This window comes from Flavobacterium cucumis, from assembly GCF_900148835.1.
Taxonomy (GTDB): domain Bacteria; phylum Bacteroidota; class Bacteroidia; order Flavobacteriales; family Flavobacteriaceae; genus Flavobacterium; species Flavobacterium cucumis.
The window spans coordinates 614,403-640,640 of record NZ_FRYK01000001.1 but is presented as its reverse complement, the minus strand read 5'-3'; the positions used below and the strand labels follow the sequence as shown (position 1 = coordinate 640,640).

Annotated in this window: 23 protein-coding genes; 12 read left to right on the top strand and 11 right to left on the bottom strand. The window is 33.1% G+C overall.

Translation table 11 applies throughout. The features are described from left to right. Nucleotides 1–41 precede the first annotated feature (41 nt). A complete protein-coding gene (locus BUE95_RS03010) occupies nt 42–998 on the bottom strand; it encodes an NAD-dependent epimerase/dehydratase family protein (protein ID WP_073581273.1) in 957 nt (318 codons plus the stop codon). A 221-nt stretch (nt 999–1,219) separates the two neighbouring features. On the opposite strand from BUE95_RS03010, the gene BUE95_RS03005 reads away from it, so the two are divergent. The 5 genes from BUE95_RS03005 to BUE95_RS02985 all read left to right on the top strand — a co-directional run bounded on the left by BUE95_RS03005 (nt 1,220) and on the right by BUE95_RS02985 (nt 6,743). Then, a complete protein-coding gene (locus BUE95_RS03005) occupies nt 1,220–1,828 on the top strand; it encodes a hypothetical protein (protein WP_073581271.1) in 609 nt (202 codons plus the stop codon). A gap of 93 nt (nt 1,829–1,921) precedes the next feature. Further along, entirely contained in the window at nt 1,922–5,185 is a 3,264-nt protein-coding gene (mfd, locus tag BUE95_RS03000; RefSeq protein ID WP_234977629.1) for a transcription-repair coupling factor, read from the top strand. A gap of 130 nt (nt 5,186–5,315) precedes the next feature. After that, nucleotides 5,316–5,858 (top strand): hypothetical protein, encoded by a 543-nt coding sequence (locus BUE95_RS02995; protein ID WP_143165216.1) that lies wholly within the window; start codon nt 5,316–5,318, stop codon nt 5,856–5,858. Nucleotides 5,859–6,030: 172 nt separating this feature from the next. After that, entirely contained in the window at nt 6,031–6,534 is a 504-nt protein-coding gene (locus BUE95_RS02990; protein ID WP_073581265.1) for a DUF2975 domain-containing protein, read from the top strand. A 2-nt stretch (nt 6,535–6,536) separates the two neighbouring features. Further along, nucleotides 6,537–6,743, top strand: coding sequence for a helix-turn-helix domain-containing protein (locus BUE95_RS02985; protein ID WP_073581263.1), 207 nt, complete (start codon nt 6,537–6,539; stop codon nt 6,741–6,743). Between the two features lie 181 nt (nt 6,744–6,924). Here the strand turns inward: BUE95_RS02985 and BUE95_RS02980 are convergent, their stop codons facing one another. From BUE95_RS02980 to panC, 6 genes are all read right to left on the bottom strand, one after another. Continuing rightward, entirely contained in the window at nt 6,925–7,620 is a 696-nt protein-coding gene (locus tag BUE95_RS02980; protein WP_073581261.1) for a DUF547 domain-containing protein, read from the bottom strand. Nucleotides 7,621–7,728: 108 nt separating this feature from the next. Further along, nucleotides 7,729–9,090, bottom strand: a complete 1,362-nt coding sequence (gene radA, locus BUE95_RS02975) for a DNA repair protein RadA (RefSeq protein ID WP_073581259.1) — start codon at nt 9,088–9,090, stop codon at nt 7,729–7,731. Between the two features lie 4 nt (nt 9,091–9,094). Further along, entirely contained in the window at nt 9,095–10,294 is a 1,200-nt protein-coding gene (locus BUE95_RS02970; RefSeq protein WP_073581257.1) for an alpha/beta hydrolase, read from the bottom strand. A gap of 38 nt (nt 10,295–10,332) precedes the next feature. After that, nucleotides 10,333–11,295 carry a lysylphosphatidylglycerol synthase transmembrane domain-containing protein gene (locus tag BUE95_RS02965; protein ID WP_073581255.1) on the bottom strand — a complete coding sequence of 321 codons (963 nt, stop codon included), beginning with the start codon at nt 11,293–11,295 and terminating at the stop codon, nt 10,333–10,335. 1 nt (nt 11,296) lies between these two features. Then, entirely contained in the window at nt 11,297–11,647 is a 351-nt protein-coding gene (panD, locus tag BUE95_RS02960; protein WP_008255780.1) for an aspartate 1-decarboxylase, read from the bottom strand. Between the two features lie 13 nt (nt 11,648–11,660). Beyond that, a complete protein-coding gene (gene panC / locus BUE95_RS02955; RefSeq protein ID WP_073581253.1) occupies nt 11,661–12,509 on the bottom strand; it encodes a pantoate--beta-alanine ligase in 849 nt (282 codons plus the stop codon). A 107-nt stretch (nt 12,510–12,616) separates the two neighbouring features. Here panC and BUE95_RS02950 point away from each other — a divergent pair, with 107 nt between their 5' ends. The 5 genes from BUE95_RS02950 to BUE95_RS02930 all read left to right on the top strand — a co-directional run bounded on the left by BUE95_RS02950 (nt 12,617) and on the right by BUE95_RS02930 (nt 19,020). Further along, entirely contained in the window at nt 12,617–13,423 is an 807-nt protein-coding gene (locus BUE95_RS02950) for a glycogen/starch synthase (protein WP_073581251.1), read from the top strand. Between the two features lie 15 nt (nt 13,424–13,438). Next, the gene (locus tag BUE95_RS02945; RefSeq protein ID WP_073581249.1) at nt 13,439–15,139 is read left to right on the top strand and encodes a BamH family beta-barrel-assembly machinery protein; all 1,701 of its coding nucleotides are present in this window, start codon (nt 13,439–13,441) and stop codon (nt 15,137–15,139) included. Between the two features lie 2 nt (nt 15,140–15,141). Continuing rightward, on the top strand, nt 15,142–16,989 hold the full coding sequence (gene glmS, locus BUE95_RS02940) for a glutamine--fructose-6-phosphate transaminase (isomerizing) (RefSeq protein WP_073581247.1): 1,848 nt from the start codon (nt 15,142–15,144) through the stop codon (nt 16,987–16,989). A gap of 152 nt (nt 16,990–17,141) precedes the next feature. Further along, nucleotides 17,142–18,653 (top strand): F0F1 ATP synthase subunit beta, encoded by a 1,512-nt coding sequence (gene atpD / locus BUE95_RS02935; RefSeq protein WP_073581245.1) that lies wholly within the window; start codon nt 17,142–17,144, stop codon nt 18,651–18,653. An 85-nt stretch (nt 18,654–18,738) separates the two neighbouring features. Beyond that, nucleotides 18,739–19,020 (top strand): F0F1 ATP synthase subunit delta/epsilon, encoded by a 282-nt coding sequence (locus tag BUE95_RS02930; protein WP_073581243.1) that lies wholly within the window; start codon nt 18,739–18,741, stop codon nt 19,018–19,020. A 50-nt stretch (nt 19,021–19,070) separates the two neighbouring features. Here the strand turns inward: BUE95_RS02930 and BUE95_RS02925 are convergent, their stop codons facing one another. Beyond that, nucleotides 19,071–20,570, bottom strand: a complete 1,500-nt coding sequence (locus BUE95_RS02925) for an aminotransferase-like domain-containing protein (protein WP_073581241.1) — start codon at nt 20,568–20,570, stop codon at nt 19,071–19,073. A 76-nt stretch (nt 20,571–20,646) separates the two neighbouring features. Here BUE95_RS02925 and BUE95_RS02920 point away from each other — a divergent pair, with 76 nt between their 5' ends. Continuing rightward, nucleotides 20,647–22,458, top strand: coding sequence for a TonB-dependent receptor plug domain-containing protein (locus BUE95_RS02920; RefSeq protein ID WP_073581239.1), 1,812 nt, complete (start codon nt 20,647–20,649; stop codon nt 22,456–22,458). Nucleotides 22,459–22,624: 166 nt separating this feature from the next. Continuing rightward, nucleotides 22,625–23,710 carry a biotin synthase BioB gene (gene bioB, locus BUE95_RS02915; RefSeq protein ID WP_073581237.1) on the top strand — a complete coding sequence of 362 codons (1,086 nt, stop codon included), beginning with the start codon at nt 22,625–22,627 and terminating at the stop codon, nt 23,708–23,710. A gap of 206 nt (nt 23,711–23,916) precedes the next feature. Here the strand turns inward: bioB and BUE95_RS02910 are convergent, their stop codons facing one another. The 3 genes from BUE95_RS02910 to aspS all read right to left on the bottom strand — a co-directional run bounded on the left by BUE95_RS02910 (nt 23,917) and on the right by aspS (nt 26,176). Continuing rightward, the gene (locus tag BUE95_RS02910) at nt 23,917–24,117 is read right to left on the bottom strand and encodes a cold-shock protein (protein ID WP_008255794.1); all 201 of its coding nucleotides are present in this window, start codon (nt 24,115–24,117) and stop codon (nt 23,917–23,919) included. An 81-nt stretch (nt 24,118–24,198) separates the two neighbouring features. Then, nucleotides 24,199–24,429, bottom strand: coding sequence for a hypothetical protein (locus tag BUE95_RS02905; protein WP_073581235.1), 231 nt, complete (start codon nt 24,427–24,429; stop codon nt 24,199–24,201). A 1-nt stretch (nt 24,430) separates the two neighbouring features. Further along, nucleotides 24,431–26,176, bottom strand: a complete 1,746-nt coding sequence (gene aspS, locus BUE95_RS02900) for an aspartate--tRNA ligase (protein ID WP_073581233.1) — start codon at nt 26,174–26,176, stop codon at nt 24,431–24,433. Between the last annotated feature and the right edge of the window lie 62 nt (nt 26,177–26,238).

Here is a 26,238-nt window from a genome sequence, read left to right as displayed (position 1 = left end):
TTTGTTTTAATGGAAACGCTCCGATTATTTCGGAGCGTTTTTTATTTCTTGTAGATGTGTTCGTTTAAATTTTTAAACATAGCTACTGTCATGTTTTGTAAATTGAAATCGTTATTCCAACCCCAATCTTCTCTCGCCGAAGTATCGTCAATACTTGCTGGCCAACTATCAGCAATTTTTTGACGGAAATCAGGGTCGTAGTTTAATTCGAAGTTTGGATAGTGTTTTCTAATCTCTTCTCCAATTTGCTTCGGGGTAAAACTCATCGCCGCTAAATTGTAAGACGAACGAATTTTAATTTGTTCCGCTGGCGCTTGCATAATTCCGATTGTCGCTTTGATGGCATCGTCCATATACATCATTGGTAATTCTGAATTTTCAGATAAGAAACTAGTAAATTTTCCATCGGTAATGGCTTTGTGATAGATGTCTACTGCGTAATCTGTAGTTCCGCCACCTGCTTCGGTACTCCAACTAATTAAACCTGGATAACGAATGCTTCTTACATCTACACCATATTGTTTGTGGTAATATTCACACCATCTTTCTCCTGTTTGTTTCGAAATTCCATAAACCGTTGAAGGTTCCATTACTGTGTATTGAGGTGTGTTTTGTCTTGGAGTTGTTGGTCCAAAAACGGCAATACTCGAAGGCCAAAATATCTTTTTAATTTTTCCTGCTTTCGCTAAATTTAAAACATGGAACAATGAATTCATATTCAAATCCCATGCAAATGCTGGATTTTTCTCAGCTGTGGCCGAAAGTAAAGCTGCCATTAAATAGACATCTGTAATTTGATATTTTTCAAGTAAGTGCTCAATTTGGTTATAATCAAGAGCGTTTACTACTTCAAAAATTCCGTTATTAACTACATCATTTTCTAATTTTCTAATATCTGATGCAATAACGTTATTAACTCCGTAGGTTGCTCTAAGTTTTGCAGTAAGTTCGGTGCCAATTTGTCCACAAGCACCAATAATTAAAATTTTTGTATCCATTTTGTTGTGTAAATGAGGTAACAAATATACTATTTTGCCTTTATTTTGCTGTTGGATTTTTGTGATATTTTTACAAATTGCGACCTAAATTTAAATATTTAATAAATTAACATCTTGTAAATAGTTTTTCTTAATTGATTAACAAATTTGGTGTTAAGATAGTATTATAAAAAATACAGCATTCGGCAAACATTTGTACCTTTGCTTTTTAATTTATCCGAATGAAAGTTTTCTTATATAGTTTATCGCTTTTAGTTTTGACCTTGATTTCGTGTGAGAATGAAAATCAGCAATTAGAGGCCCAAAAAGTAGCTCAAAAAAATGAAGCTGTTTTTAAAAATATTTCTAAAATGTGGCAATTTAATTTTCCCACACCACGTGTCGAGGTTAAAACTACTTTAGATCGATGGAATGAGTGGCGTCAGTTTGAAATCGAAATGCTTCAAAAACCCCAATCTACATTATCAGCTTTTCAAATGAAGACAAAGAATTTATCAAAAAAAGCAGATACGTTAGCATTATCGATTCCTTTTGAATACAATAAGCCTCAAATTTTAAGTAGAATAACGACTTTAAATACCAAATTAAAATCATTAGAGACTTTCATGAATTTACGTATAATTCCTGAACAGCGAATTGCTAAATTAATTCCTGAAATTAACGAAGAAATCAAAGGATTATATAAACAATGGGATGAAATCATCATCAAAAAGGCGATTCCAAAAGAAATTGGAGAAGATCTTATGCTGCAAGCTTTGGATACCACAAGAAACGCCAACCCAGATGAGATGCGAAAAAAGATGGAAATTTCAGATAAAAAAATAGAATAAGTTTTGAGCAAGTCAGACATTATATCCCTTTACGATAAGTCGTCCAAAATTGCCGTTTTACAAAGTACATTCGCAGCGCGCCAAAAATCTCAAATGACGGGTTTGGTAGGATCTTCATTTTCTTTTGTGACAAATTCACTGTTTAAAAGATCCGAACTTCCGTTCCTGATTTTATTCAGTAATAAGGAAGAAGCGGCCTATTACTTGAACGATTTGGAGCAATTAATCAATACTGAAGACGTCCTCTTCTATCCAAGTTCGTACCGAAGACCTTATCAAATTGAAGAGACCGATAACGCTAATGTTTTATTACGTGCTGAGGTCTTAAACCGAATCAATTCCCGCAAAAAACCAGCGATTATTGTTTCTTATGCTGAAGCCATTTTCGAGAAAGTTGTTACTCGAAAAGAATTAGAAAAAAACACTTTAAAACTTTCAGTTGGCGATAATTTGTCTATCGATTTTATCAACGAAACCTTATTCGAATACAATTTCAAACGTGTTGATTTTGTTACCGAACCAGGCGAATTTTCCGTTCGTGGAGGAATCATCGACGTGTTTTCATTTTCCAATGATAATCCGTACCGAATTGAATTTTTCGGAAATGAAGTCGATAGCATTAGAAGTTTTGATGTGGAAACCCAATTGTCAGTTGAAAAGCTGAAAAAGATTTCCATCATTCCTAATGTCGAAAACAAATTATTGCAAGAAAACCGCGAAAGTTTCTTAGATTATATCAACGAAAAAACGGTTTTAGTCATTCAAAATACTGAATTATTAGGCCAACAATTGGATAAATTATTCGACAAAGCCAATGAAGCTTTTGAAAAATTATCCAAAGATATCCAACACGCAAAACCCGAAGAGTTATTCTTAGATCAAAAACAGTTTTTGAAAAGAGCTCTTGATTTTTCGGTAATTGAATTTCACAATCAAGCGGTTTTTAAAATTGATAAAAAAGTGGAATTTCACTTTCAACCGCAACCTTCGTTCAACAAACAATTCGATTTGTTATTGAATAATTTAAGTGAAAATCATTTCAACGGTTACAAAAATTATTTGTGTTGTTCCAATGAAAATCAGGCGAGTCGTTTTCATGATATTTTTGAAGATATTGATGAAGCCAATTCAGAAAGTATTCGCAAGCAATACAAAACTATGGTGTTACCTTTGTTTGAAGGTTTCATCGATGAAGAAAATCAAATTGCTTGTTATACCGATCATCAAATTTTTGAGCGTTACCATAAGTTTTCCATTAAAAACGGTTATTCAAAAAAGCAAACCATTACATTAAAGGAGTTAACTTCGTTGTCGGTAGGTGATTATGTAACGCACATCGATCATGGAATTGGAAAATTTGGTGGCTTGCAGAAAATTCAGGTCGAAGGTAAAACGCAAGAAGCCATAAAATTGGTTTATGCCGATAACGATATTGTGTATGTGAGCATTCATTCGCTACATAAAATCTCAAAATACAATGGTAAAGATGGTGCACCTCCAAAGATTTACAAATTAGGAAGTAACGCTTGGAAAACCCTAAAACAAAAAACAAAAGCACGTGTAAAACACATTGCGTTCAACTTAATTCAGTTGTATGCGAAGCGAAGATTAGACAAAGGTTTTCAGTTTGCACCCGATAGTTATTTGCAAAAAGAATTAGAAAGTTCGTTCATTTACGAGGATACGCCCGACCAAATTACCGCAACAGCAGATGTAAAAGCGGATATGGAAAACGAACGTCCGATGGACCGATTAGTTTGTGGTGACGTAGGTTTCGGGAAAACAGAAGTCGCGATTCGTGCGGCTTTTAAAGCGGTAGATAATGGGAAACAAGTTGCTGTTTTAGTGCCAACGACCATTTTAGCGTATCAACATTATCGCACGTTTTCTGAGCGTTTGAAAGATATGCCCGTTACCGTTAGCTATTTAAACCGATTTAGAACAGCCAAACAAAAATCGGAGACACTTCAAAAACTACAAGAAGGAAAAGTCGATATTTTGATTGGAACACACCAATTGGTCAATAAAAATGTCGTGTTTAAAGATTTAGGTTTGTTGATTATCGACGAAGAACAAAAATTCGGCGTGAACGTAAAAGATAAATTAAAAACCATCGCTACGAATGTCGATACGTTAACCTTAACCGCAACTCCGATTCCGAGAACGTTGCAGTTTTCGTTGATGGCGGCTCGTGATTTATCGGTAATTACAACGCCTCCGCCAAATCGTTATCCGATTGAAACACAAGTTATTCGTTTTAATGAAGAAGTCATTCGCGATGCGGTTTCGTATGAAATTCAGCGTGGTGGACAAGTCTATTTCATCAATAATCGAATTGAAAACATTAAAGAAGTTGCCGGTATGATTCAACGCTTGGTGCCAGGTGCAAAAGTCGGCATCGGTCACGGTCAAATGGATGGGAAAAAATTGGAAGAATTGATGTTGGCTTTCATGGAAGGTGAATTTGACGTTTTGGTCGCTACTACGATTATCGAAAGTGGTTTAGATGTACCGAATGCGAATACGATTTTCATCAATAATGCCAATAATTTCGGATTGTCTGATTTGCACCAAATGCGTGGTCGCGTGGGAAGAAGTAATAAAAAAGCGTTTTGTTATTTCATTACGCCACCGTATTCGATGATGACGGGTGAAGCGCAAAAACGTATTACGGCTTTGGAACAATTTAGCGAACTAGGAAGCGGTTTTAATATTGCGATGAAGGATTTGGAAATTCGTGGTGCGGGAGATTTATTAGGTGGTGAACAAAGTGGTTTTATCAACGAAATTGGCTTTGATACCTACCAAAAAATCATGAATGAAGCCATAGACGAATTGAAAGAAAACGAATTCAAAGAGTTATACCAAGAAGAAAATGACATCGAAACCAAAGAATTTGTTAAAGACATTCAAATTGATACCGATTTCGAATTGCTGTTCCCAGATGAATACATCAACAGCATTACCGAGCGTTTGAATTTATACAACGAGTTGAGCCAAATTAAAGACGAAGCCACCTTACAACAATTTGAACAAAAACTAATTGACCGCTTTGGCGCGTTACCAAAACCAGCGATTGCTTTACTAAATAGCGTACGCATCAAATGGAAAGCCACGGCTATGGGAATTGAACGTTTGATGATGAAACAAGGCAAAATGATAGGCTATTTCATTGGCGACCAACAAAGTGATTTTTACCAAAGTAATCGTTTTATGAACGTACTACAATTTGCGCAACGCAACGGTAATGTATGTAAGATAAAAGAAAAAGAAACCAAGAACGGCTTACGTTTATTACTGACTTTTGATAATGTCAAAAGTGTAAATAAGGCGTTGGAGTTGTTGGAAGGGATTTAAGTTGAATTGAATTGTTTTAAAATTTTATCTTTTTATTATTATGAAATGTTTATTCTGTTTTTTTAGTTTGTTTATTTTATTTAGTTGTAATGAGAATACAATTAATGAAGCAGACATGTTTAAAGGGAAGTTGAATGATAAAGAATACAAAGCAATTGAACTCTCTGTTACTCATTTTAATAATTATCTAAAAAAATGTTATCCAAATCTGACTTATAATGAATCTTATCAGCAATTTGTTCAAGATTTTGTAAAAGATGAGGTTAAAAAAGGTTTTTACACAATTGCATACGAAGATAAAATCAATAATAATTTATTAAAAAACACAAGCATTTTTATCAAAATTAAAGATGCTAATAAAAATTATTCAAACCCATTCAAAGGCGAAGATGAAAACTTTGATGAATATTATCCAAATCTTTATATTCTAAATTCAAAATCACTTTTTTTTAAAATTATTGAAAAAAATGCCACTAAAAATTTAAAAAGATATTTAAGTGATGTTAAAAAGAATAAAGAGTATTATAGCCAAAATTTTCCTAATACTTTTTTATTAAATATTAACCAACAAGATTATAAGAATAGTGCAACTAAATTAGTTATCATGTATAATTTTTATTATAATACAGAAATTAATTTGAATACCTTATTTGATAATTCAAAGAATAGGTAATTTCGTTTACTTGGATATTCTTTCACAATAATCATACAATTTTAGACCTGACAGGTTTCAAAAACCTGTCAGGTCTTTCTGCTAAACAGTATAAAAATTATCAAAATTTAATATTTTATTATTGTAAAACAATAATTTTATATATTTGTCTCGAACTTTAAAAAGTAAAGAGATGAGAAAATTAAATTTTTTAAAAGGAATTGTTGATTTTGTTTGGATTACCATGTTGATTACGATTCCATTTTTATTGTTTTTTGTTGGAATGATGCTTTTTAGTAATGAATCTCTTGATATTCCGATTGAAATTAACGGTACAACTTTAGAAGTAGTCGATTTTAAATCAAAGTTGATTTTTGTGTTTTTAATTATTTCGGCTTCACTAATTGTTTATGGTTTGTTTCTTTTTCGAAAACTATTGCGTTTGTTTCAATTGCGAGTTATTTTTGATGAAGAGGTTGTTACCCTTTTAAAAAGAATAGGATTTGTTATCACTTCATCTGCTCTGTTAGGAGGAATTCCTAATTTTATTTCGGAGTTAATGGAAAATACAATTTCATTGAGTTTAGGATTGAATCCTTTTGTAATGTTATTTTCATTAGGTTTGTTTTTCTTAGTTTTGAGTGAAGTTTTTGTCATCGCCAAACATTTAAAAGAAGAAAACGATTTAACATTTTAATTATGCCCATTATCATCAATTTAGATGTCATGTTAGCTAAAAGAAAAATGCGTTCGGCAGAATTAGCTGAAAAACTTGACATTACAACCGCTAATCTATCCATTATAAAAACAGGTAAAGCAAAGGCAATTCGATTGACTACTTTAGAAGCCATTTGTGAAATTTTGGATTGTCAACCCGCAGATATTTTAGAATATGTAAAAGAGTAATTTCTACCCAAACAACTCACTAACCATAACTTCTATATTCTCTACTAAAAACAATTTTGACCTGATGATGCTAATATCTCACTAGAGCATTTTGTTTGATCGCATTTTAGAACCATAGGTTATATAAAAAAAGCTCCTAATTATTTATAAATTAGGAGCTTTTATATATTTTGATTTTTTATTATTTAAACAAATTCCAGTTATATTCCATGAAACTAATTTTAGTGTCATCAGAAATTCTAGTATTTGAATAAGTGTTTATGAAAGAAACCATGGTGTTACTTCCCATAAAATCGGTTATGTTCCATTCGAAAATTTTAGAAATTGAACAGTTTTTAGCTGTTATATTATTTTTTGAAGGATCATTGATAAAGGAATTAGTAGCTAAATTTAATTCATTTTCTAAAGTATCAGCTGAATAAGCAGCATTTTTAAGCTTCGGAGAAGAAATGGCAGTAGAGTATAATACAAAAAGTACTCTTGGGTCACCAAGTGGTTTTAAAATCTCATTTTGAATGTGGTCTAATGATATTTTTTCACCATCATAAGAAATAAACTTCATTTGAAAAGGATCTCTGATGTAGTTGATACTTTTCAGTGGGTAATTTTCTGCAAAAAGTTTAATAACATTTACATTGTAAACATTAATCCAAAATGTTTTTATTTCACTTTTTGTCCAACTCTTGTTTGGGGAAATTTTTGAAAAATTGGAAGCAATTAAATTTATTTGACCCATATTTTTCAAAACTTTGTCATAATCAACAATTCCTTCTTCGGAAACATGTTTCTTCAAAAATTCGTCATATAATTTATAGTCAATGGTTTGACTATTACCTAAGAAACCGATAAAAAAGATAAGTAAAAGTAATTTTTTCATATAAATGTTTATAATTTAAAATGTTATTATCCCGTCAATTAAGGTTTGCAAAGATATAAAAAAAATAAAAAAATTAAACTTTTATTGAATTTTTAATATATTTTCGTTTTAGCCAAACAATTCACTTACCATATCTTCAATTTTTGACACTAATATAATTTTAATTTCTGTCTTTTTCAGAGCGATTTTATTGTGCTTGGAAACAAAAATTGAGGTGAAACCTAATTTCTCAGCCTCTTGTATTCGCTGATCAATTCGATTAACGGGTCTGATTTCTCCAGAAAGCCCCACTTCACCAGCAAAGCAAAAGCCTTCTGCGATGGCTATGTCTTCGTTAGAAGATAAAATAGCGGCAACAACTGCTAGATCAATTGCAGTATCTTCAACTGAAATTCCTCCTGTTACATTTAAGAATACGTCTTTTGTGCCCAATCTAAAACCCGCTCGTTTTTCTAACACGGCTAAAATCATGTTCAAGCGTTTCGCATTGTAACCTGTGGTGCTTCGTTGAGGTGTTCCGTAAACAGCAGTGCTAACCAAAGCTTGAATTTCAATCATCAACGGACGCATCCCTTCTAAGGTAGTTGCAATTGCTGTTCCTGAAAGTTGTTCGTCTTTATGAGAAATCAAAATTTCTGATGGGTTGTCGACTTCTCGTAAACCAGAGCCTTGCATTTCGTAAATTCCCAATTCAGCTGTAGAGCCAAAACGGTTTTTTAACGATCGTAAGATACGATACACGTGATTTCGATCGCCTTCAAATTGTAAAACGGTATCGACCATGTGTTCCAAAATTTTTGGTCCAGCTATAGTTCCATCTTTTGTAATATGACCTATTAAAAGAACGGGTGTATTGGTCTCTTTAGCAAATTTTATTAACTCAGCGGTACATTCTCTAATTTGAGAAATGCTTCCAGCAGACGATTCAATATAATCGGTATGTAAGGTTTGAATCGAATCGATAATAACAATATCAGGCGCGATCTCCAATATTTGACGGAAGATGTTTTGGGTTTTCGTTTCGGTTAAGATATAACAATTATCACCATTTGAGGTAATGCGTTCAGCACGCATTTTTATTTGCTTTTGGCTTTCTTCTCCTGAAACATAAAACGTTTTATAAGGAAGTTTTAATGCAATTTGCAGTAATAATGTACTTTTTCCAATTCCTGGTTCACCTCCCAGCAAAGTCAAAGAACCTGGGACCAATCCGCCCCCCAAAACCCGATTCAACTCGTTATCAGTAGTGTTTAATCGGATTTCTTGTGCGGTATCAATTTCTTTTACAAGTAAAGGTTTTGTAGCTACTTTCGAGGTACTAACAGTTGTTTTCCAAGCCACTTTTTCTTCTTTTTGAACCAATTCTTCAACGATGGTATTCCATTCTTTGCAAGCATTACATTGGCCTTGCCATTTTGAATATTGGGTGCCGCAATTTTGGCAAAAAAAAGCAGTTTTTACTTTACTCATAGTTTTACTCTTTCTTATCTGTTGCAGTTTCTTCAATTATTTCTGTTGGGGCATCTTCTTCGGGTGCGTCTTCTTTACCCTTTAACGCATCTGCTCGCGACATTAAATAATCTTTTGTTAATTCTCTAACTTCTTCTAAAGCAAATGATTTTTGATATGTTTTTAGTGCTTTTTTAAAATTACCAGTTTTCTCAAAATACAAAGCTTGATGATAAGTTCCTAATGTAGTTTTTGGATATTTTTTATCTGCATAATCCGCTAGTGGCTGGAGTTCCAAAAATGCTTTGTTTTTTAAAATTGCAGCTTCAATAGCTTTAAAGTCTGAAAGGCGTGGTTTTACTTGAAGCCCCATATTTTCTAAATAATTGTATTTTTCGATTAGATAATTGGCGTATCCAGATTCTAAATTAACAATCTTATTTTGGAATTCTAACATAGAAATAGGTTGGTAACCTTCAAAAATAAAATACAATGCATTCGGGATTGCTTTAGTTACTACTGAATAATGTGAAGTATTCTTAAAAGCATCGTTTTGGTATTTTAAATTTGGATTCTGAATAGCTTTGATATTTTTGTCTAGAGTAGTTGCTTTTTCATTGATTTCAGGTAAATCACCATCCGCGGTAGCTTGATAATAAAACAAGGGTTTGTTGATTTTGGATAGCCGTTCAGCAACTCTCGTTTCCATTGCGGGAGCCATTTCTGGCGCAAGCGATATGTAACCATTAAAAACGGGATTGTCTTTATATAGGTAGAAATTTAAAAATCCAGCTGTTGTGTCGTGACCTGCAATAATTCTGAAAGGAAGCGTTCTGTATTTTTGTTCTATCAATGGAATTAGTTCAACACCAATAAATTCGAAAAAGTCAGCTCCTTTTTCTATCGGAAATCCTTTTAAATCAAATTGGCTGTCATCAAATCGTACTTCGTTATAGTTTTGATCGATAGCTACAATAATCATTTCTGGTAGATCATCCCAATAATTACCATAGTTTAACGTTCCTTCAAATGGTGGGAGTAAATATTCTCCATCCAAGAGCAGCAATAAAGGGTATTTTTTATCTTTATTGTTTTCATATGAAGGAGGTATTACAATCGTGAAATTGCGGGTGCCTAGTTTTTTTGTTTGAATGGATTCTTTAATTTTTTGAGAAAATATAGAATTGGAAAGCAATAATAATAGTATCAGAAGCTTCATTTTCATCTTTAGTGAGATTTGGTTAGCGCAAGCAATTTACTAATTTATTTTTTATTTAAAATAGGTAAAAGTAAATAAGATATTAGCCCTAAAAAAATGGTTAAAAGGGTTTGTGATGTCCAAACTAGCCAGCCAAAGGCAACTCCTACATCGTTTGGTATTCCATAAAGAGCGTAAATCATGGCGATGGCTAATGGGAAAGCACCTAAACCTCCGTTAGTAAAACCGACAGCAAGTGTTCCGAAAATAAAGCCCATTACGACTATATCGAAACTGATGGTTGCGGTTTCAGGCAGGGCGAAAATAGTAACGTAAAACATCATCAAGTAGGAAAACCAAATAAAGAAGGAATGAAAAATATACTTCCATTTATCCTTCATTTTTAAGATGCTTTGCATCCCTTCGATTAGGCCAGATAGTTTTTGTTTAAGTTTTAAAATAACATTCCATTCAGCGTAAATCCAGACCAAAACAAGAATAATGAAGAGAATAAGTCCTATAATTGCAGACCCAATTAAGGCTTCAAATTGAACCCCTTTATCAATTAAAAATTGGTAAATTTTATCAAATTGTAAGATCAATCCAATGGCGATAAAGAGCAGAACGATAATCATGTCAACTATTCGTTCTGCGACAATTGTTCCAAAGCCTTTGTCAAAAGGTACGTTTTCGTACTTTTTTAATAATGCGGCCCTAGATATTTCACCAGATCTTGGAATAGTTAAATTAACCAAATAAGACACGCAAACGGTCATTAGGTCGTTTCGAAATTTGGTTTGATATCCTAAATGTTGTAACGCGAATTTCCAACGGTATGCTCTTGACCAAAAACCAAAAAGGGCAATAAATAGTGATAAATAGATATAAAAGTAATCGGCTTTAATGAAGCTGATTTTTATTTTTTCTAATTCATCATCAGAAAGTGTATTGTATTGATAATAAATAATACCTAGCCCAATAATGAGAGGGATAGAAAGGCTTAAAAATTTTCGAATACTAGCTTTCAAACTAGGTTAATGAATTATCCTTTTCGTTAGGAAAAACTAAAGTTGGTTTGAATTTTTTAGCTTCTTCAAAGTCCATAATTCCGTATGAAATAATGATTACAATATCGCCACGGTGAACTTTTCGAGCAGCCGGTCCATTCAATGTGATTTCGCCAGTATTTCTTGGTCCTTTAATGGCATATGTTTCCAGACGTTCTCCATTATTGATATTAACGATTTGTACTTTTTCACCTTCAATGATGTTAGAAGCTTCCATAAGGGCTTCATCGATGGTGATACTTCCTATGTAATTCAAATCGGCACCCGTTACGGTTACTCTATGAATTTTTGATTTTACTACTTGAATTTGCATGTTGCAAAGGTAATTAATTTAGTGAAATATTATCAATTAATCGGATATTCTCAACAAAAATTGCTATAAAACCTCGATATTTTGTGTTAGCCTCTTTTTTTAAAACTGGAAGAAGGGTGTTTTCATCTGCTATTTCAAAATATTCCAATTGAAATTCTGGATGTTTTTTAAATTCGTTTGTAACATAAATTATTATGTCTTCAATTGCTTTTGTTTTAAAAAGGATTTTAGCATTATTTAATATTTGATAAACAATAGCGGCTTTTTCTCTAGCCATTGGAGAAAGTCTTTCGTTTCTTGAGCTCATAGCTAATCCATTTGCTTCTCTGTGAATAGAGCAGCCAATGACATCGACTGGGATTTTATATTTAGAAACTAATTTTTTTACGATTTGTAATTGTTGAAAATCTTTTTCTCCAAAATAAGCTCTTTTTGGTTGTATAATTTCAAATAGTCTTTTTACAATTGTTCCTACACCATTGAAATGACCTGGACGATGTTTTCCTTCCATTTGGTTTTCTAATCCGTCGTAGTCAAAATTTTCAGAAACAGTATTTCCTTCGTAGATATCCGTCACTTCAGGAGCGTAAACAATAATATTGTTGCTCAAATCTTGCATGATTTGTATGTCGCGTTCTAATGTTCTAGGATATTGATTTAAATCATCAGCGTTGTTAAATTGTGTTGGGTTCACAAAAATACTCATTACAGTTACATCGTTTTCTGAAAGCGATTTCTTTAATAATGACAGGTGTCCTTGATGAAGAGCTCCCATGGTAGGGACAAATCCAATGGATTTATTTTGATTGATTAATGGGCTTAAAAAAGCACTTAAATCAGACTTTTTGTTAAAAACGAGCATTTTCTACTTTGTTATTTCAGGTGCAAACTTACTATTTTAGTGGATAAATCCATAAAATTTTGTAATTTTGCAAGGTTTTTTAAAACAATAATTAACTAGAATACATTATGGAAGACAAGAGGATATTGTATGTATCATCTGAAGTGGTGCCTTATTTAGCTGAAAACGAGGTGTCGTTACAATCGTATGAAATGCCAAAAATGATTAATGATTTAGGTGGACAAATACGAATTTTTATGCCTAGGTATGGCAATATTAACGAGAGAAGACACCAATTGCATGAAGTTATACGTTTATCAGGAATGAATTTGGTGGTAAATGACATGGATATGCCTCTTATAATAAAGGTAGCTTCAATTCCAAAGGAAAGAATTCAGGTTTATTTTATTGATAATGATGAATATTTTAAAAGAAAGGCTACATTTTCAGATGAAGAAGGAGCTTTGTATCCTGATAATGATGAGAGAGCCATTTTCTTCGCTAAAGGAGTGGTTGAAACAGTAAAAAAATTAAATTGGGTTCCAGATGTTATTCATGTTCACGGTTGGATGGCTGCAATGTTACCAGTATATTTAAAACATTATTACAAAGATGAAGGTATCTTTGCTGAGACTAAAATTATTTCATCGGTTTATGCACAGGGTTTTCAGGGGAATTTAGATAAAGAATTTATAAATAAAGTTTTGTTTGACAACATAGATAAGAATTCGGTTTTAGACTTAGAGAATCCTACTTATGAAAATCTAATGAAGGTCTCTATAGCGCATTCTGATGCTGTTGTTTTTGGTTCTGAGACATTGACCCCAACTTTAACAAAATTTATAGAAAGTTCGAACAAACCTTTTTTACCTTTCGCATCAAAAGATACAATTAAAGAATTGTATACTTCGTTTATCAAGAATCACGTATTATAATATGATTTTATCATTATGAAAAAAAGTTTTTTAAAAATATCCTCTTTGTTCTCTTTCTTTGTTTTATTAGTTTCATGTGATAAGGATTTTAATTCTTTGGGTTCCGATGTTGTTGGAGAAAATAATTTTGATTTAGAATTATATGATGAAACTTCGGTTATAGCCTATACAAAACCTACTGGGCCAGTTCAAACTAATAATTTACCGATAAATTCTCTTGGAGTTTATAGCAATAGTGTTTTTGGAAAAACAGCTGCACATTTTGTAACTCAAGTGGAATTGGAAACTCCAAATCCAACATTAGGAACGAATATTGATATTAAAGCTAATGACTCAGTATATTTATACATTCCTTATTTTAGTACTTCAGAGACTACTGCGGGTGTTACCACTTATGAGCTTGACTCTATTTATGGTGATCCAAATAGTACTTTGAATCTTAAGATTTATGAAAGTAGATATATACTTAGAGATTTAAATCCAAATCCAGACCCCAATGATAATTTATCTTACAATCAGAGGTATTTTAATGATGATAAAGGTTTAGTTGAGGGTAATCTAGGAATGCAACTTAATACTAGTGCTAACACAGTAGAGAATACTCAATTTAAATTTGACAAAAGTGAAATCATTATTTACAAAACAGATGATGGCGGTAATTTTTTGAATAGCAGTGGTGAAATCGTAACAGCTATTGAGGATAGAGTTGTAAAGGAGAGAAAACGACCAGGGATGTGGGTTAATCTCGATAAAGATTTTTTTGAGACACAGATTTTGAATGCTGGTTCGGGCAAATTATTTAACAATACTGCTTTCAAGGAGTATTTTAGAGGGCTTTATTTTCAGGTAGAAGAAAACAGTGGTCAAGAAGGGGTAATGTCAGCTTTAGATTTTTCACAAGGAAAAATTACGGTTCAGTATCATTCGGATGTTACAACAACATCTAATGGTGTTTCAGTTACTACATCAGCTAAAAGAGAGTTGGTTCTTAATTTAAGAGGAAATACAGTTAATTTCTTTGATTACTCTGATGATTCAGCGTATCAAACTGCTATTGTTGATAATTCAAATACTACTACTGGGGCTGAGCGTTTGTTTTTAAGAGGGGGTCAAGGTTCCGTAGCTTTTATCGATTTGTTTGGTCCGGATAATGATTCTGATGGAATTCCTGATCAATTGGAGGAACTAAGAGATAACAATTGGATAATAAATGAAGCCAATTTGGTTTTTCATATTGATGATACTGAGAATGGTATGCAACCAGTTGTTGGTAAGCCAAAGGAGCCTAGCAGAATATATTTGTATGACGCAACAAATAATAGACCTATAGTTGATTACACCTTTGATCCAACAACATTTGTAAACCCGAAATTTAATAAATTTATATTTGGAGGTATAATAGAGTTAACAGGTGAAGGAGAAAATAAAAAAGGAGTTTCATATAAGGTTAGAATAACCGAATATATCAATAGAATTATTAATAGTGATGATGAAAGTATTAATAAAAACGTTAGGTTAGGCTTAACTGTTACGGAGAATATTGGAATTCCTCAAAATACTGCATTGCGAACACCTATTCCATTGGGTTCAGGACAAGTTAAGTTTGTTCCTGTTGCATCAGTGATGAATCCATTAGGAACAGTTTTGTATGGAAGTAACAGAACTGATTCAAAGAAATTAAAATTGCAAATATTTTACTCTAGACCAAATAATTAAGTATGTGTGGAATTGTAGGTTATATAGGACATAGAGATGCATATCCTGTTATTATAAAAGGATTACATCGACTAGAATATAGAGGTTATGATAGTGCAGGTATTGTGCTATATGATGGAAATACTTTAAAATTATCTAAGACCAAAGGGAAAGTTTCTGATTTAGAAGCGAGAGCGGAAAGTGAGAAAACTACTATTGGTAAAGTTGGAATGGGACATACACGTTGGGCAACCCATGGAGTTCCCAATGATGTTAATTCGCATCCCCATTTTTCAAATTCTGGTAAATTGGTTATAATTCATAATGGTATTATTGAAAATTATGAACCTTTAAAGCAAGAATTAATTAAAAGAGGATATACTTTCAAATCAGACACTGACACTGAAGTGTTGGTGAATTTAATTGAAGAAGTTAAGAAAAAAGAAAATTGCAAACTTGGTAAGGCAGTGCAAATTGCCTTGAATCAAGTAATTGGTGCTTATGCGATTGCAGTAATTGATGTTGAAAAACCAGACGAAATTATTGTTGCTCGTTTAGGAAGTCCATTGGCAATTGGTATTGGAGAGGATGAATTTTTTATTGCCTCTGATGCAACTCCTTTTATAGAGTATACGTCCAATGCTATTTATTTGGAGGACGAAGAGATGGCAATTGTGCGTTTACACAAACCATTAAAAGTTAGAAAAATTAAAGATGATTCATTGGTAGATCCTTACATTCAAGAACTTCAGTTAAACTTGGAGCAAATTGAAAAGGGAGGGTATGATCATTTCATGATGAAAGAAATCTATGAACAGCCAAGTGTAATCAAAGATACTTACCGAGGAAGACTTTTGGCGAACAAAGGAATTATTCAAATGTCAGGTGTTGAAGATAATTTGGAAAAATTCTTAAACGCAAAACGAATTCTAATCGTTGCTTGTGGGACTTCATGGCATGCAGGGTTAGTTGCAGAATATATTATCGAAGAATTTTCAAGAATCCCAGTTGAGGTTGAATATGCGTCAGAATTCCGCTATAGAAATCCAATTATTAATAAAGATGATGTAGTTATTGCTATTTCACAGTCAGGTGAAACTGCGGATACTTTAGCAGCAATTAAGTTAGCCAAAGAAAACGGAGCATTTGTTTTTGGAGTTTGTAATGTGGTGGGTTCATCAATTTCACGTGAGACTCATGCCGGAGCTTACACACATGCAGGTCCAGAAATTGGAGTAGCCTCTACAAAAGCGTTTACTACTCAGATCACAATCCTTACTTTGTTAGCATTACGTTTAGCTAAAGCAAAAGGGACAATGAATAATTCTGATTACCAACGTTATCTTTTGGAATTAGAATTAATGCCAGAAAAAGTTCAAGAAGCTTTATTGACAAATGATGTAGCGAAACAGATTGCCGAAATTTATAAAGATGCAACCAATTGTCTGTATTTAGGTAGAGGTTACAATTTTCCTGTTGCCTTAGAGGGGGCTTTAAAATTAAAAGAGATTTCATATATACACGCAGAGGGTTATCCGGCAGCAGAAATGAAGCATGGGCCAATTGCATTGATAGACGAACATATGCCTGTAATTGTAATAGCTCCTAATAAAGGACATTACGATAAAGTGGTGAGCAATATTCAAGAGATAAAATCGAGAAGTGGGAAGATTATAGCTGTAGTAACTAAAGGAGATACGCAGGTAAAAGCTTTAGCAGATCACGTGATTGAAATCCCTGAAACAAACGAACCATTTACACCTTTGCTGACGACAATCCCATTGCAGTTGTTGTCTTATTATATTGCAGTTTTAAGAGGTTGTAATGTAGATCAGCCTAGGAATTTAGCAAAATCGGTTACTGTAGAATAACATTTTAAAAGCGAAATTGTAAAATTTCGCTTTTTTATTGCAAAAAATTCAAAAAATAAATTGCAAAATTGTTTTAGAAAAAACTATCTTTGCACTCGGAAAAATACATCATTTTTTCAACATTAATTAGCTATTAAATAAATACATAAGCAATGTCTAGAATCACAGGAAAAGTTGCACAAATTATCGGACCAGTTGTTGACGTCGTGTTTAATGATGCAAATGCTGAGTTACCAAAAATTTACGATTCATTAGAAATCACTAAAAAAGACGGTACTTTATTAGTATTAGAAGTTCAATCTCACATTGGTGAAAATACTGTACGAACCATTTCTATGGATTCTACAGATGGTTTGTCTAGAGGTGCTGAAGTAGTTGCTACTGGAGCAGCTATTCAAATGCCTATTGGAGGTGAAGTTTTTGGTCGTTTATTTAATGTAATTGGAGATGCTATTGATGGTTTAGGAGATTTACCTAAAGCAGGTGAAAGCGGTTTGCCAATTCACAGACCTGCTCCTAAATTCGAAGATTTATCAACTTCTACTGAAGTTTTATTTACAGGTATCAAAGTAATCGACTTGATTGAGCCTTATGCAAAAGGGGGTAAAATTGGATTATTTGGAGGTGCTGGAGTAGGTAAAACGGTATTGATTCAAGAATTGATTAATAATATTGCAAAAGGTCACGGAGGTTTATCAGTATTTGCTGGTGTTGGAGAGAGAACTCGTGAAGGGAATGACCTTTTGAGAGAGATGTTAGAATCAGGAATTATTAAATATGGTGATGAATTCATGCACTCTATGGAAAATGGAGGATGGGATTTGGCTAAAGTGGACAAAGAATTAATGAAAGATTCTAAAGCTACTTTCGTTTTTGGTCAGATGAATGAGCCACCAGGAGCACGTGCTCGTGTAGCACTTTCTGGATTAACAATTGCTGAATATTTCCGTGATGGGGCAGGAGATGGTCAAGGAAAAGACGTGCTTTTCTTCGTTGATAATATTTTCCGTTTTACACAAGCTGGTTCTGAAGTATCTGCGTTGTTAGGACGTATGCCTTCTGCGGTAGGTTACCAACCTACATTAGCAACAGAGATGGGTGCGATGCAAGAGCGTATTACATCAACAAAAAAAGGATCTATTACTTCGGTACAAGCGGTTTATGTACCTGCGGATGACTTAACTGACCCTGCACCAGCAACAACGTTTGCTCACTTAGATGCAACTACGGTATTATCGCGTAAAATTGCGGAATTAGGGATTTATCCAGCCGTAGATCCATTGGATTCTACTTCTCGTATCTTAACTCCGGAAATTTTAGGTAAGGAACATTATGAGTGTGCTCAAAGAGTAAAAGAGATTCTACAGAAATATAAACAATTACAAGATATTATCGCTATCTTAGGTATGGAAGAATTATCTGAAGATGACAAGTTAGCGGTTTCTCGTGCACGTCGTGTACAACGTTTCTTATCTCAACCTTTCCACGTGGCGGAGCAATTTACTGGTATCCCTGGGGTGTTAGTTGATATTAAAGATACTATCAAAGGATTTAATATGATTATTGATGGTGAGTTGGATCACTTACCAGAAGCAGCATTTAACCTTAAAGGTACTATCGAAGAAGCTATTGAAGCTGGAGAGAAAATGTTAGCAGAAGCATAATTTAGTTTTCAGTGTTCAGTTTTTAGTATTCAGTTACTAAGCTTTTCACTAATTACTAATCACTAATCACTAATCACTAAGAAATATGATTTTAGAAATAGTATCACCAGAAGCTACATTGTTCAAAGGAGAAGTTACTTCGGTTTCCGTTCCTGGAATTAACGGCGAGTTTCAAATGCTAAATAATCACGCGCCTATTGTTTCGTTATTGGCAAAAGGGAATGTGAAAATTAATGCTCAAAATATTAAAATTGAAAAAGAATTCGCTTCTAAATTCAGTAAAGTAAATGAGCAAACGTATTGGTTACCTATTAATTCGGGTACCATCGAAATGAATGAAAATAAAATTATTGTTTTAGCTGACTAAGACATTAGATTTATAGAAATAAAGTCCTGCAATTTGCGGGACTTTTTGTTTTATGAACTAGTAATAATATTATATGCAAGTTTTAATTTGCGTATTACAATTTCAATTTCTTCTTCATTCAAATGTCCAAACCCAAATCGAATAGCACATGTGTTTTTATCCTGATAAAGTAAGGTTTTAGGTAGAAAAACATCTAATTTCGAAACTTGTTCGGCAAGTTGAACTAATGATATAGATGGAGTAAATTCAATCCAAATTGCCAAACCTCCTGACGGTTTTTTAATTTGTATAGAATCATTAAAGTAGCGTTTAAAACAATCAAAAGTATAATCCCGTCTTCTTTTGTAAATAACTGTATTCTTTTTGAGTAATCGATGGATTTCGCCTTCGTAAATTAATTCAGAAAGCAATTGTTCTTGAATCAAGTCACCTTGTTTGTCTAGAATTTGAAGATAGTTTTTTGCTTCCGAAATCACATTTTCAGGAGCCACAACAAATCCAGTTTGAAAGCTCGGAAATAAGGATTGTCCAAGCTTTCCAAGATAAATTACCATTCCGTTTCCGTCGGAACTTGCCATTGGAACCATTGCGGAACCTTCTAATTGAAAATCATAGTCAAAATCATCTTCAATAATGGCAAATTGGTATTTCTTGGCAAGTTGTAAAAGCTGTAATCTTCGTTCGGCAGACAAAGTATTTGTTGTAGGATAATCGCGATTAGCACATACATAAACACATCGAATTTTGCCTTTTGTAAAGTGTTTTTCAATATAATTAATGTCTAATCCATTAGCATCTGTTGGAATGGTTTTAATGTCGGCTCCCACTTCCTGAAAAATCATATTAGCATTGTAATTACTAAGATTTCCAACTAAAACCACATCTTTTCTTCGAATCAAAAGCCGGGAAATTACATACAAACTCAATTCAGTACTTCGTGTACTCACCAAATTATTTGGCGTAATATGAAATCCTCTTGAGGCATTTAGGTAATTACACAGTTGATTTTCGAATGTAGCATATTTTGTTTTGGAACTTGAATTCCATTTCGTAATCAAAGATTTTCGTTTCATTGAGGCACTATACCATTTCGAAAATTCATGAATGGGATGTAATCTTAAATCGGGTTGACCATCATTTAATATGTATTTTGCTTCTGAAAAAGTATCGGTTGCAACTAAATGAAAAGAAGTTTGAAATGGAAATCCTGTTGTTTTTGGATAACGATATGCATCTTCAACTTGATTTGTTATCGCTTTTATTTTAGCTGTTTTTGGTTTTGGTAATAAAACAAAAGTACCTTTATTAGGAATGATTTCTACCCAACCTTGAGCCGCCAATTCTTCATAGACCGCAACAGCCGTATTTCTATGGATGTGCAATAATTGACTAAAAATTCTTGTGCCTGGTAATGCCGATCCTTCTTTTAAATAACTTCTTTGGATCGCATTGATAATTTGTTGTGAAATTTGAATATACACCGATGTAGTACTCGTTTTATCGAAGTAAATAAGTTCTTTTAATAAAGAATTAACCGGACTATCTTTCATTTTAAAACTGGACTACATTAATCGTCCGGAAAGTTACGAATTTTGCGGCGTTTAAATTTAATACAACATCAAAACAATGAAAATTAAATATCTTTTATACTCCTTTTTTATTTCTACTTTAATTGTAAATGCACAAGAGGAATTAAAAACAGATACTCTTCGAGATGTTATAGTTTCGTCTTCTCGAATTAGTTTGCCTTTCAAAGAGAATTCCAGAACAATCCAAATTATTACAGCAGCTGATATCAAGAAATTAGGTGTAACTAATGTTGCTGATGCTTTGCAACAAGTTGCGGGAATTGATGTGAGAAGACAAGGTGTAAATGGAATGCAAGCCGATTTGTACATTAGAGGTGGAAGTTTTGACCAAACATTATTACTTATTGATGGGATTAAAGTTGATGATCCACAAACAGGACATCATACGATGAACTTAGCATTACCAATTGAAGTTATCAAAAGAATTGAAGTGATTAAAGGGCCTGCTGCTCGAGTTTTTGGGCAAAATGCTTTTACGGGTGCGATTAATATAGTTACAAATGATGACTTAGAAAGTTCGCTAGTGGCTAAAGTACAAGGAGGTTCTTTTGGACAAATTATAGCAGAGGTTACAGGAGCAATTAATTTAGAAGATAGTAATCATATAGTTCATTTTTCCAAGCAATCGTCCGAAGGATACAGAAAAAATACTGATTTTGATAACACAAATTATGTATTGAGAAGTAAATTCAATAAGTTGAAATTACCAATTAATTTAATATCGGCTTTTTCTGAGAGAAAGTTTGGGGCTCAAAATTTTTATGGTGTCACTAGTGCATCTGCTTTACCTTATGAGGTTACTCAGGCTAGTCTAATAGGTTTTTCTACAGAGGTTAAAAAAGGAAACTTTATTTGGAAGCCAAGAATCTATTGGAGAAGAAATCAGGATGAATACATTTTTATCAGAACAAATCCTTCTGCATATAGAAATTTACACATTACGAATAAAATTGCTGCAGAATTAAATGTGTCTTATGATTCAAAAATTGGAACAACTGGTTTCGGAATTGAATTTTCAAAATATATGATTCAAAGTAATAATTTAGGCGATGCCGAGCGTGAAATTGCTACTTTATTTCTTGAGCATCGTTTTAAATTATTTAATGATATTTTAGATGTTACACCTGGTGTTGCAGTTTCGTATTTCTCAGATTTTGATAATAGAGCTTTTCCAGGTATTGATTTGGGGATTAGATTATCTGATAGAATTCGTCTCTACTCTAACGTTGGATATACCTACAGAGTTCCAACTTATACCGATTTGAATTATAATGATCCTTCAACAGTAGGAAATCCAAATTTGGAGGCAGAACGGGCTTTTGCACAAGAATTAGGATTAAAATATCATGCAGATAAAGTAGATTTTAATATAGCCTTTTTTAATAGAAATACAGCAAATTTCATTGATTACAGAAGAGCAACTCCAATCGATTTATGGAGGCCTGTAAATATTGATGTTGAAACAAAAGGTTTCGAATCTTCGTTGAAGTATAATTTTACACTAGGAAAAGTTAACAACCAATTCAATATGGGTTACACTTATATTGATGATAGTATTAATACAGATTTGATTTCAAAGAATGGTGTTAATTCTATGCGTCATCAATTAGTTTTTAATTATGGTATACAATTATTTAGAGGTTTTAATCAAAATATTTCTTATCGCTATGTAGAGAGAACTTCAAGAGTTTCATATAATATTTATGATTTGAATACCTCATTTAGAAATAACAATTTTGAAGTTAGTGTATTAATTCAAAATATTTTCAATTCAGCGTATTTTGAAAACACATTTGTACCTATGCCAAAAGGGAATGTCTTATTTGGTGTGAAATATTTCTTTGAGTAGATGCAGTTGTTAGTTAAGTTGAAAAGGGGCTGCTTTGATGCAGCCCTTTTTGAAAATAAAGAATATGGCAGTAAACTATTTTAAAGACAGGTTTAAGGAAATGCAGAAAGAACTTTAAATTTCAAAAGATATTTTTTGTAAAATGATTTAATTAATGTTTTAAAAAATGAATATTATAAAAAACAACTGGACCAAAGAAGAAATTATAGCAATATATAATAAACCTATGATGGACTTATTGTATGAAGCAGCCACAATACACAGAACCAATCATAATCCAAATGTAGTTCAAGTTTCGACATTGTTATCCATAAAAACGGGAGGCTGTCCAGAAGATTGTGGTTATTGCCCACAAGCGGCTAGATACCACGCGGATATTGAAACAAACGATTTAATGTCGGTTCAACAAGTAAAAGCTCAAGCTTTACGAGCCAAATCATCGGGTTCTTCAAGAGTTTGTATGGGTGCAGCTTGGCGTAATGTTAAAGACGGGCCTGAATTTGAACAAGTGTTAGAAATGGTAAGAACGATCAATAAGTTAGATATGGAAGTATGTTGTACCTTAGGTATGATTACTGAAAATCAAGCAAGACGATTGGCAGAAGCGGGCTTATATGCTTATAATCACAACTTAGATTCATCTGAAGAATATTACAAAGAAGTAATTTCTACAAGAGGTTATGAAGATCGTTTAGAGACTATTGCTAACGTTAGAAAGACAAATGTTACCGTTTGTAGTGGCGGAATAATTGGAATGGGAGAATCTATTGAAGATAGAGCAGGAATGTTGGTAGCATTGGCTTCTTTAGATCCACAACCTGAGTCGGTACCAATTAACGCTTTAGTTGCTGTTGAAGGAACACCATTAGAAAATCAAAAACCAGTTGAAATTTGGGATATGCTTCGAATGGTAGCAACAACAAGGATTGTAATGCCAAAAACACAAGTTAGATTATCTGCAGGCAGATTACAAATGACAAGAGAAGGTCAGGCGATGTGTTTCTTTGCTGGGGCAAATTCTATTTTTTCAGGAGATAAATTATTGACAACTCCAAATCCTAATGCAAACGACGACATAAAAATGTTTGAGTTGTTAGGATTAATTCCACAAAAACCTTTCATTAAAAAAATGCAGCCCCAAACGGTTGAAGCAGAAGATTCTGTTTACCAAGCATTAGGTGAAAAACCAAGATGGACTAGGCCAGAACATAAAATTGAAAGAAATATTGAAGCAGCTGTTACTAAAAAATAACTTAGCTTTCTTTAAAAAAGGATAATAGCGTTATAGTCTTTAGTGAGTATTTGTTTAGAATTGTCATTTTGAACTCAGATCAGAATCAAATGATACAAGCTAAAAATAAATAAATTTGACAACAATAGTAATAAAATTACTATATAAAAAAAGTCCCGATTCAATCGGGACTTTGTTCTTTCTAGGTAATCAAAAAATAATATATATTAGTCTTCGATAACTACTACTTGAGCAGCTACTTTACCTTTTCTTCCTTCTTCTTCTTCGTAACTAACAGCATCACCTTCATTTAAAGATTCAACTCTCATTCCGCTAGCGTGTACGAAAATGTCTTTTCCAGTTTCATCATCAGTAATAAAACCGTAACCTTTTGATTCATTGAAGAACTTAACTTTACCTGTTCTCATTTTGTATTGTAAAAAATTAATAATTATCAAAGATATACTTATTTATAATACAAACAAGAAAAAGTTATTTTTTTTTCAAAATTATTGATTATCAGTATCTTCCTTTTTTTGAGTGAAATTAGTCATCAGGTATTCTTTAACATTTTTGTTTTTATATCTATGATAAATAAACAAAGGCATCAATACGAAAGCAATAAGTAAAACTCCTATTCCAATCCATTTTTCACCCTCTAGTCCATTGTTTTTTTGAAAATATCCATATGATATAAATCCTCCAATTACTGCAATTATAAGAATAAGAATTTTTTTCATTTTATCTCAATTTAATGTGTAATTCTTGTAATTGCGATTCATCGATAGTTGAAGGTGCATCAATCATCACATCTCTTCCTGAATTATTTTTTGGAAAAGCAATGAAATCACGAATCGTTTCTTGACCTCCTAAAATTGATACTAATCTATCCAACCCAAAAGCCAACCCTCCATGAGGTGGAGCTCCAAATTCGAAAGCACTCATTAAAAAACCAAATTGGGCTTGAGCCTCTTCTTTGCTAAATCCTAATAAATCAAACATTCTCGATTGTAGGTCTCTATCGTGAATACGAATAGAACCTCCACCAATTTCGTTTCCGTTTAATACCATATCATACGCATTGGCACGAACTTTTCCTGGTTCGGTTTCAATTAATGCCATGTCTTCTGGTTTTGGTGATGTAAATGGATGGTGCATGGCGTGGTATCTTCCGCTTTCTTCGTCCCATTCTAATAATGGAAAATCTACAACCCATAATGGAGCAAATTCGTCTGGTTTTCTCAAACCTAAACGAGTAGCAACTTCCATTCTTAAAGCTGATAATTGCGTTCTTACTTTGTTTGCGTTTCCAGATAAAATTAAAATTAAATCACCTGGTTTTGCATTGGTAATTTCGGCCCATTTTTTCAAATCTTCTTGATCGTAGAATTTATCTACTGATGATTTGAAAGTTCCATCTTCTTCACATTTCACGTATACCATTCCCGAAGCTCCAACTTGAGGGCGTTTTACCCAATCAATTAAAGCATCGATTTCTTTTCTTGTGTATGAAGCACAGCCTGGAGCTGCAATTCCTACAACTAATTCGGCCGAATTAAATACTGGAAAATCTTTATGTTGCGCTACAGCGTTTAACTCACCAAATTTCATTTCAAAACGAATATCGGGCTTGTCGTTACCGTAAGTTTTCATAGCGTAATCGTAAGTAATTCTTGGGAATTTATCTACTTCAATTCCTTTGATTTCTTTTAGCAAATGACGCGTTAAACCTTCGAACATATTTAAAATGTCTTCTTGCTCCACAAACGCCATTTCACAGTCGATTTGTGTGAATTCTGGTTGACGGTCTGCACGTAAATCTTCATCACGGAAACATTTCACAATTTGGAAATATTTATCCATTCCACCTACCATCAATAATTGCTTGAATGTTTGTGGCGATTGTGGAAGTGCATAGAATTGCCCTTCGTTCATTCTACTTGGTACTACGAAATCACGTGCACCTTCTGGAGTAGATTTGATTAAATAAGGTGTTTCTACATCACAAAAACCTTGATCAGAAAGATATTTTCTAACTTCCATCGATACTTTATGGCGGAACAATAAGTTGTTTTTAACCGGATTTCTTCTGATATCTAAATAACGATATTTCATACGAATGTCTTCTCCTCCGTCGGTTTCGTCTTCGATAGTAAATGGAGGCAATTGCGCCTGGTTTAAAATCGTTAACTCAGCTACCAAAATTTCAATTTCACCTGTTGCCATATTGGGGTTCTTTGATTCACGCTCAATAACGGTTCCTTTGACCTGAATAACAAATTCCCTTCCAAGCGATTTTGCTTTTTCAAAGACAGCTTTGTCAGTTCTTTGTTCGTCGAAAATTAATTGGGTAATACCATAGCGATCGCGTAAATCGACCCAAATCATAAAACCTTTATCTCTCGATTTTTGAACCCAACCAGCAAGGGTCACTTCTTTATTGATATGTGAAGCGTTTAATTCACCACAGTTATGACTTCTATACATTTCTTGAAATTTTTTGCAAATGTAGTAACAAATATTAATTTTATTCGTTTAATTTTAATAGA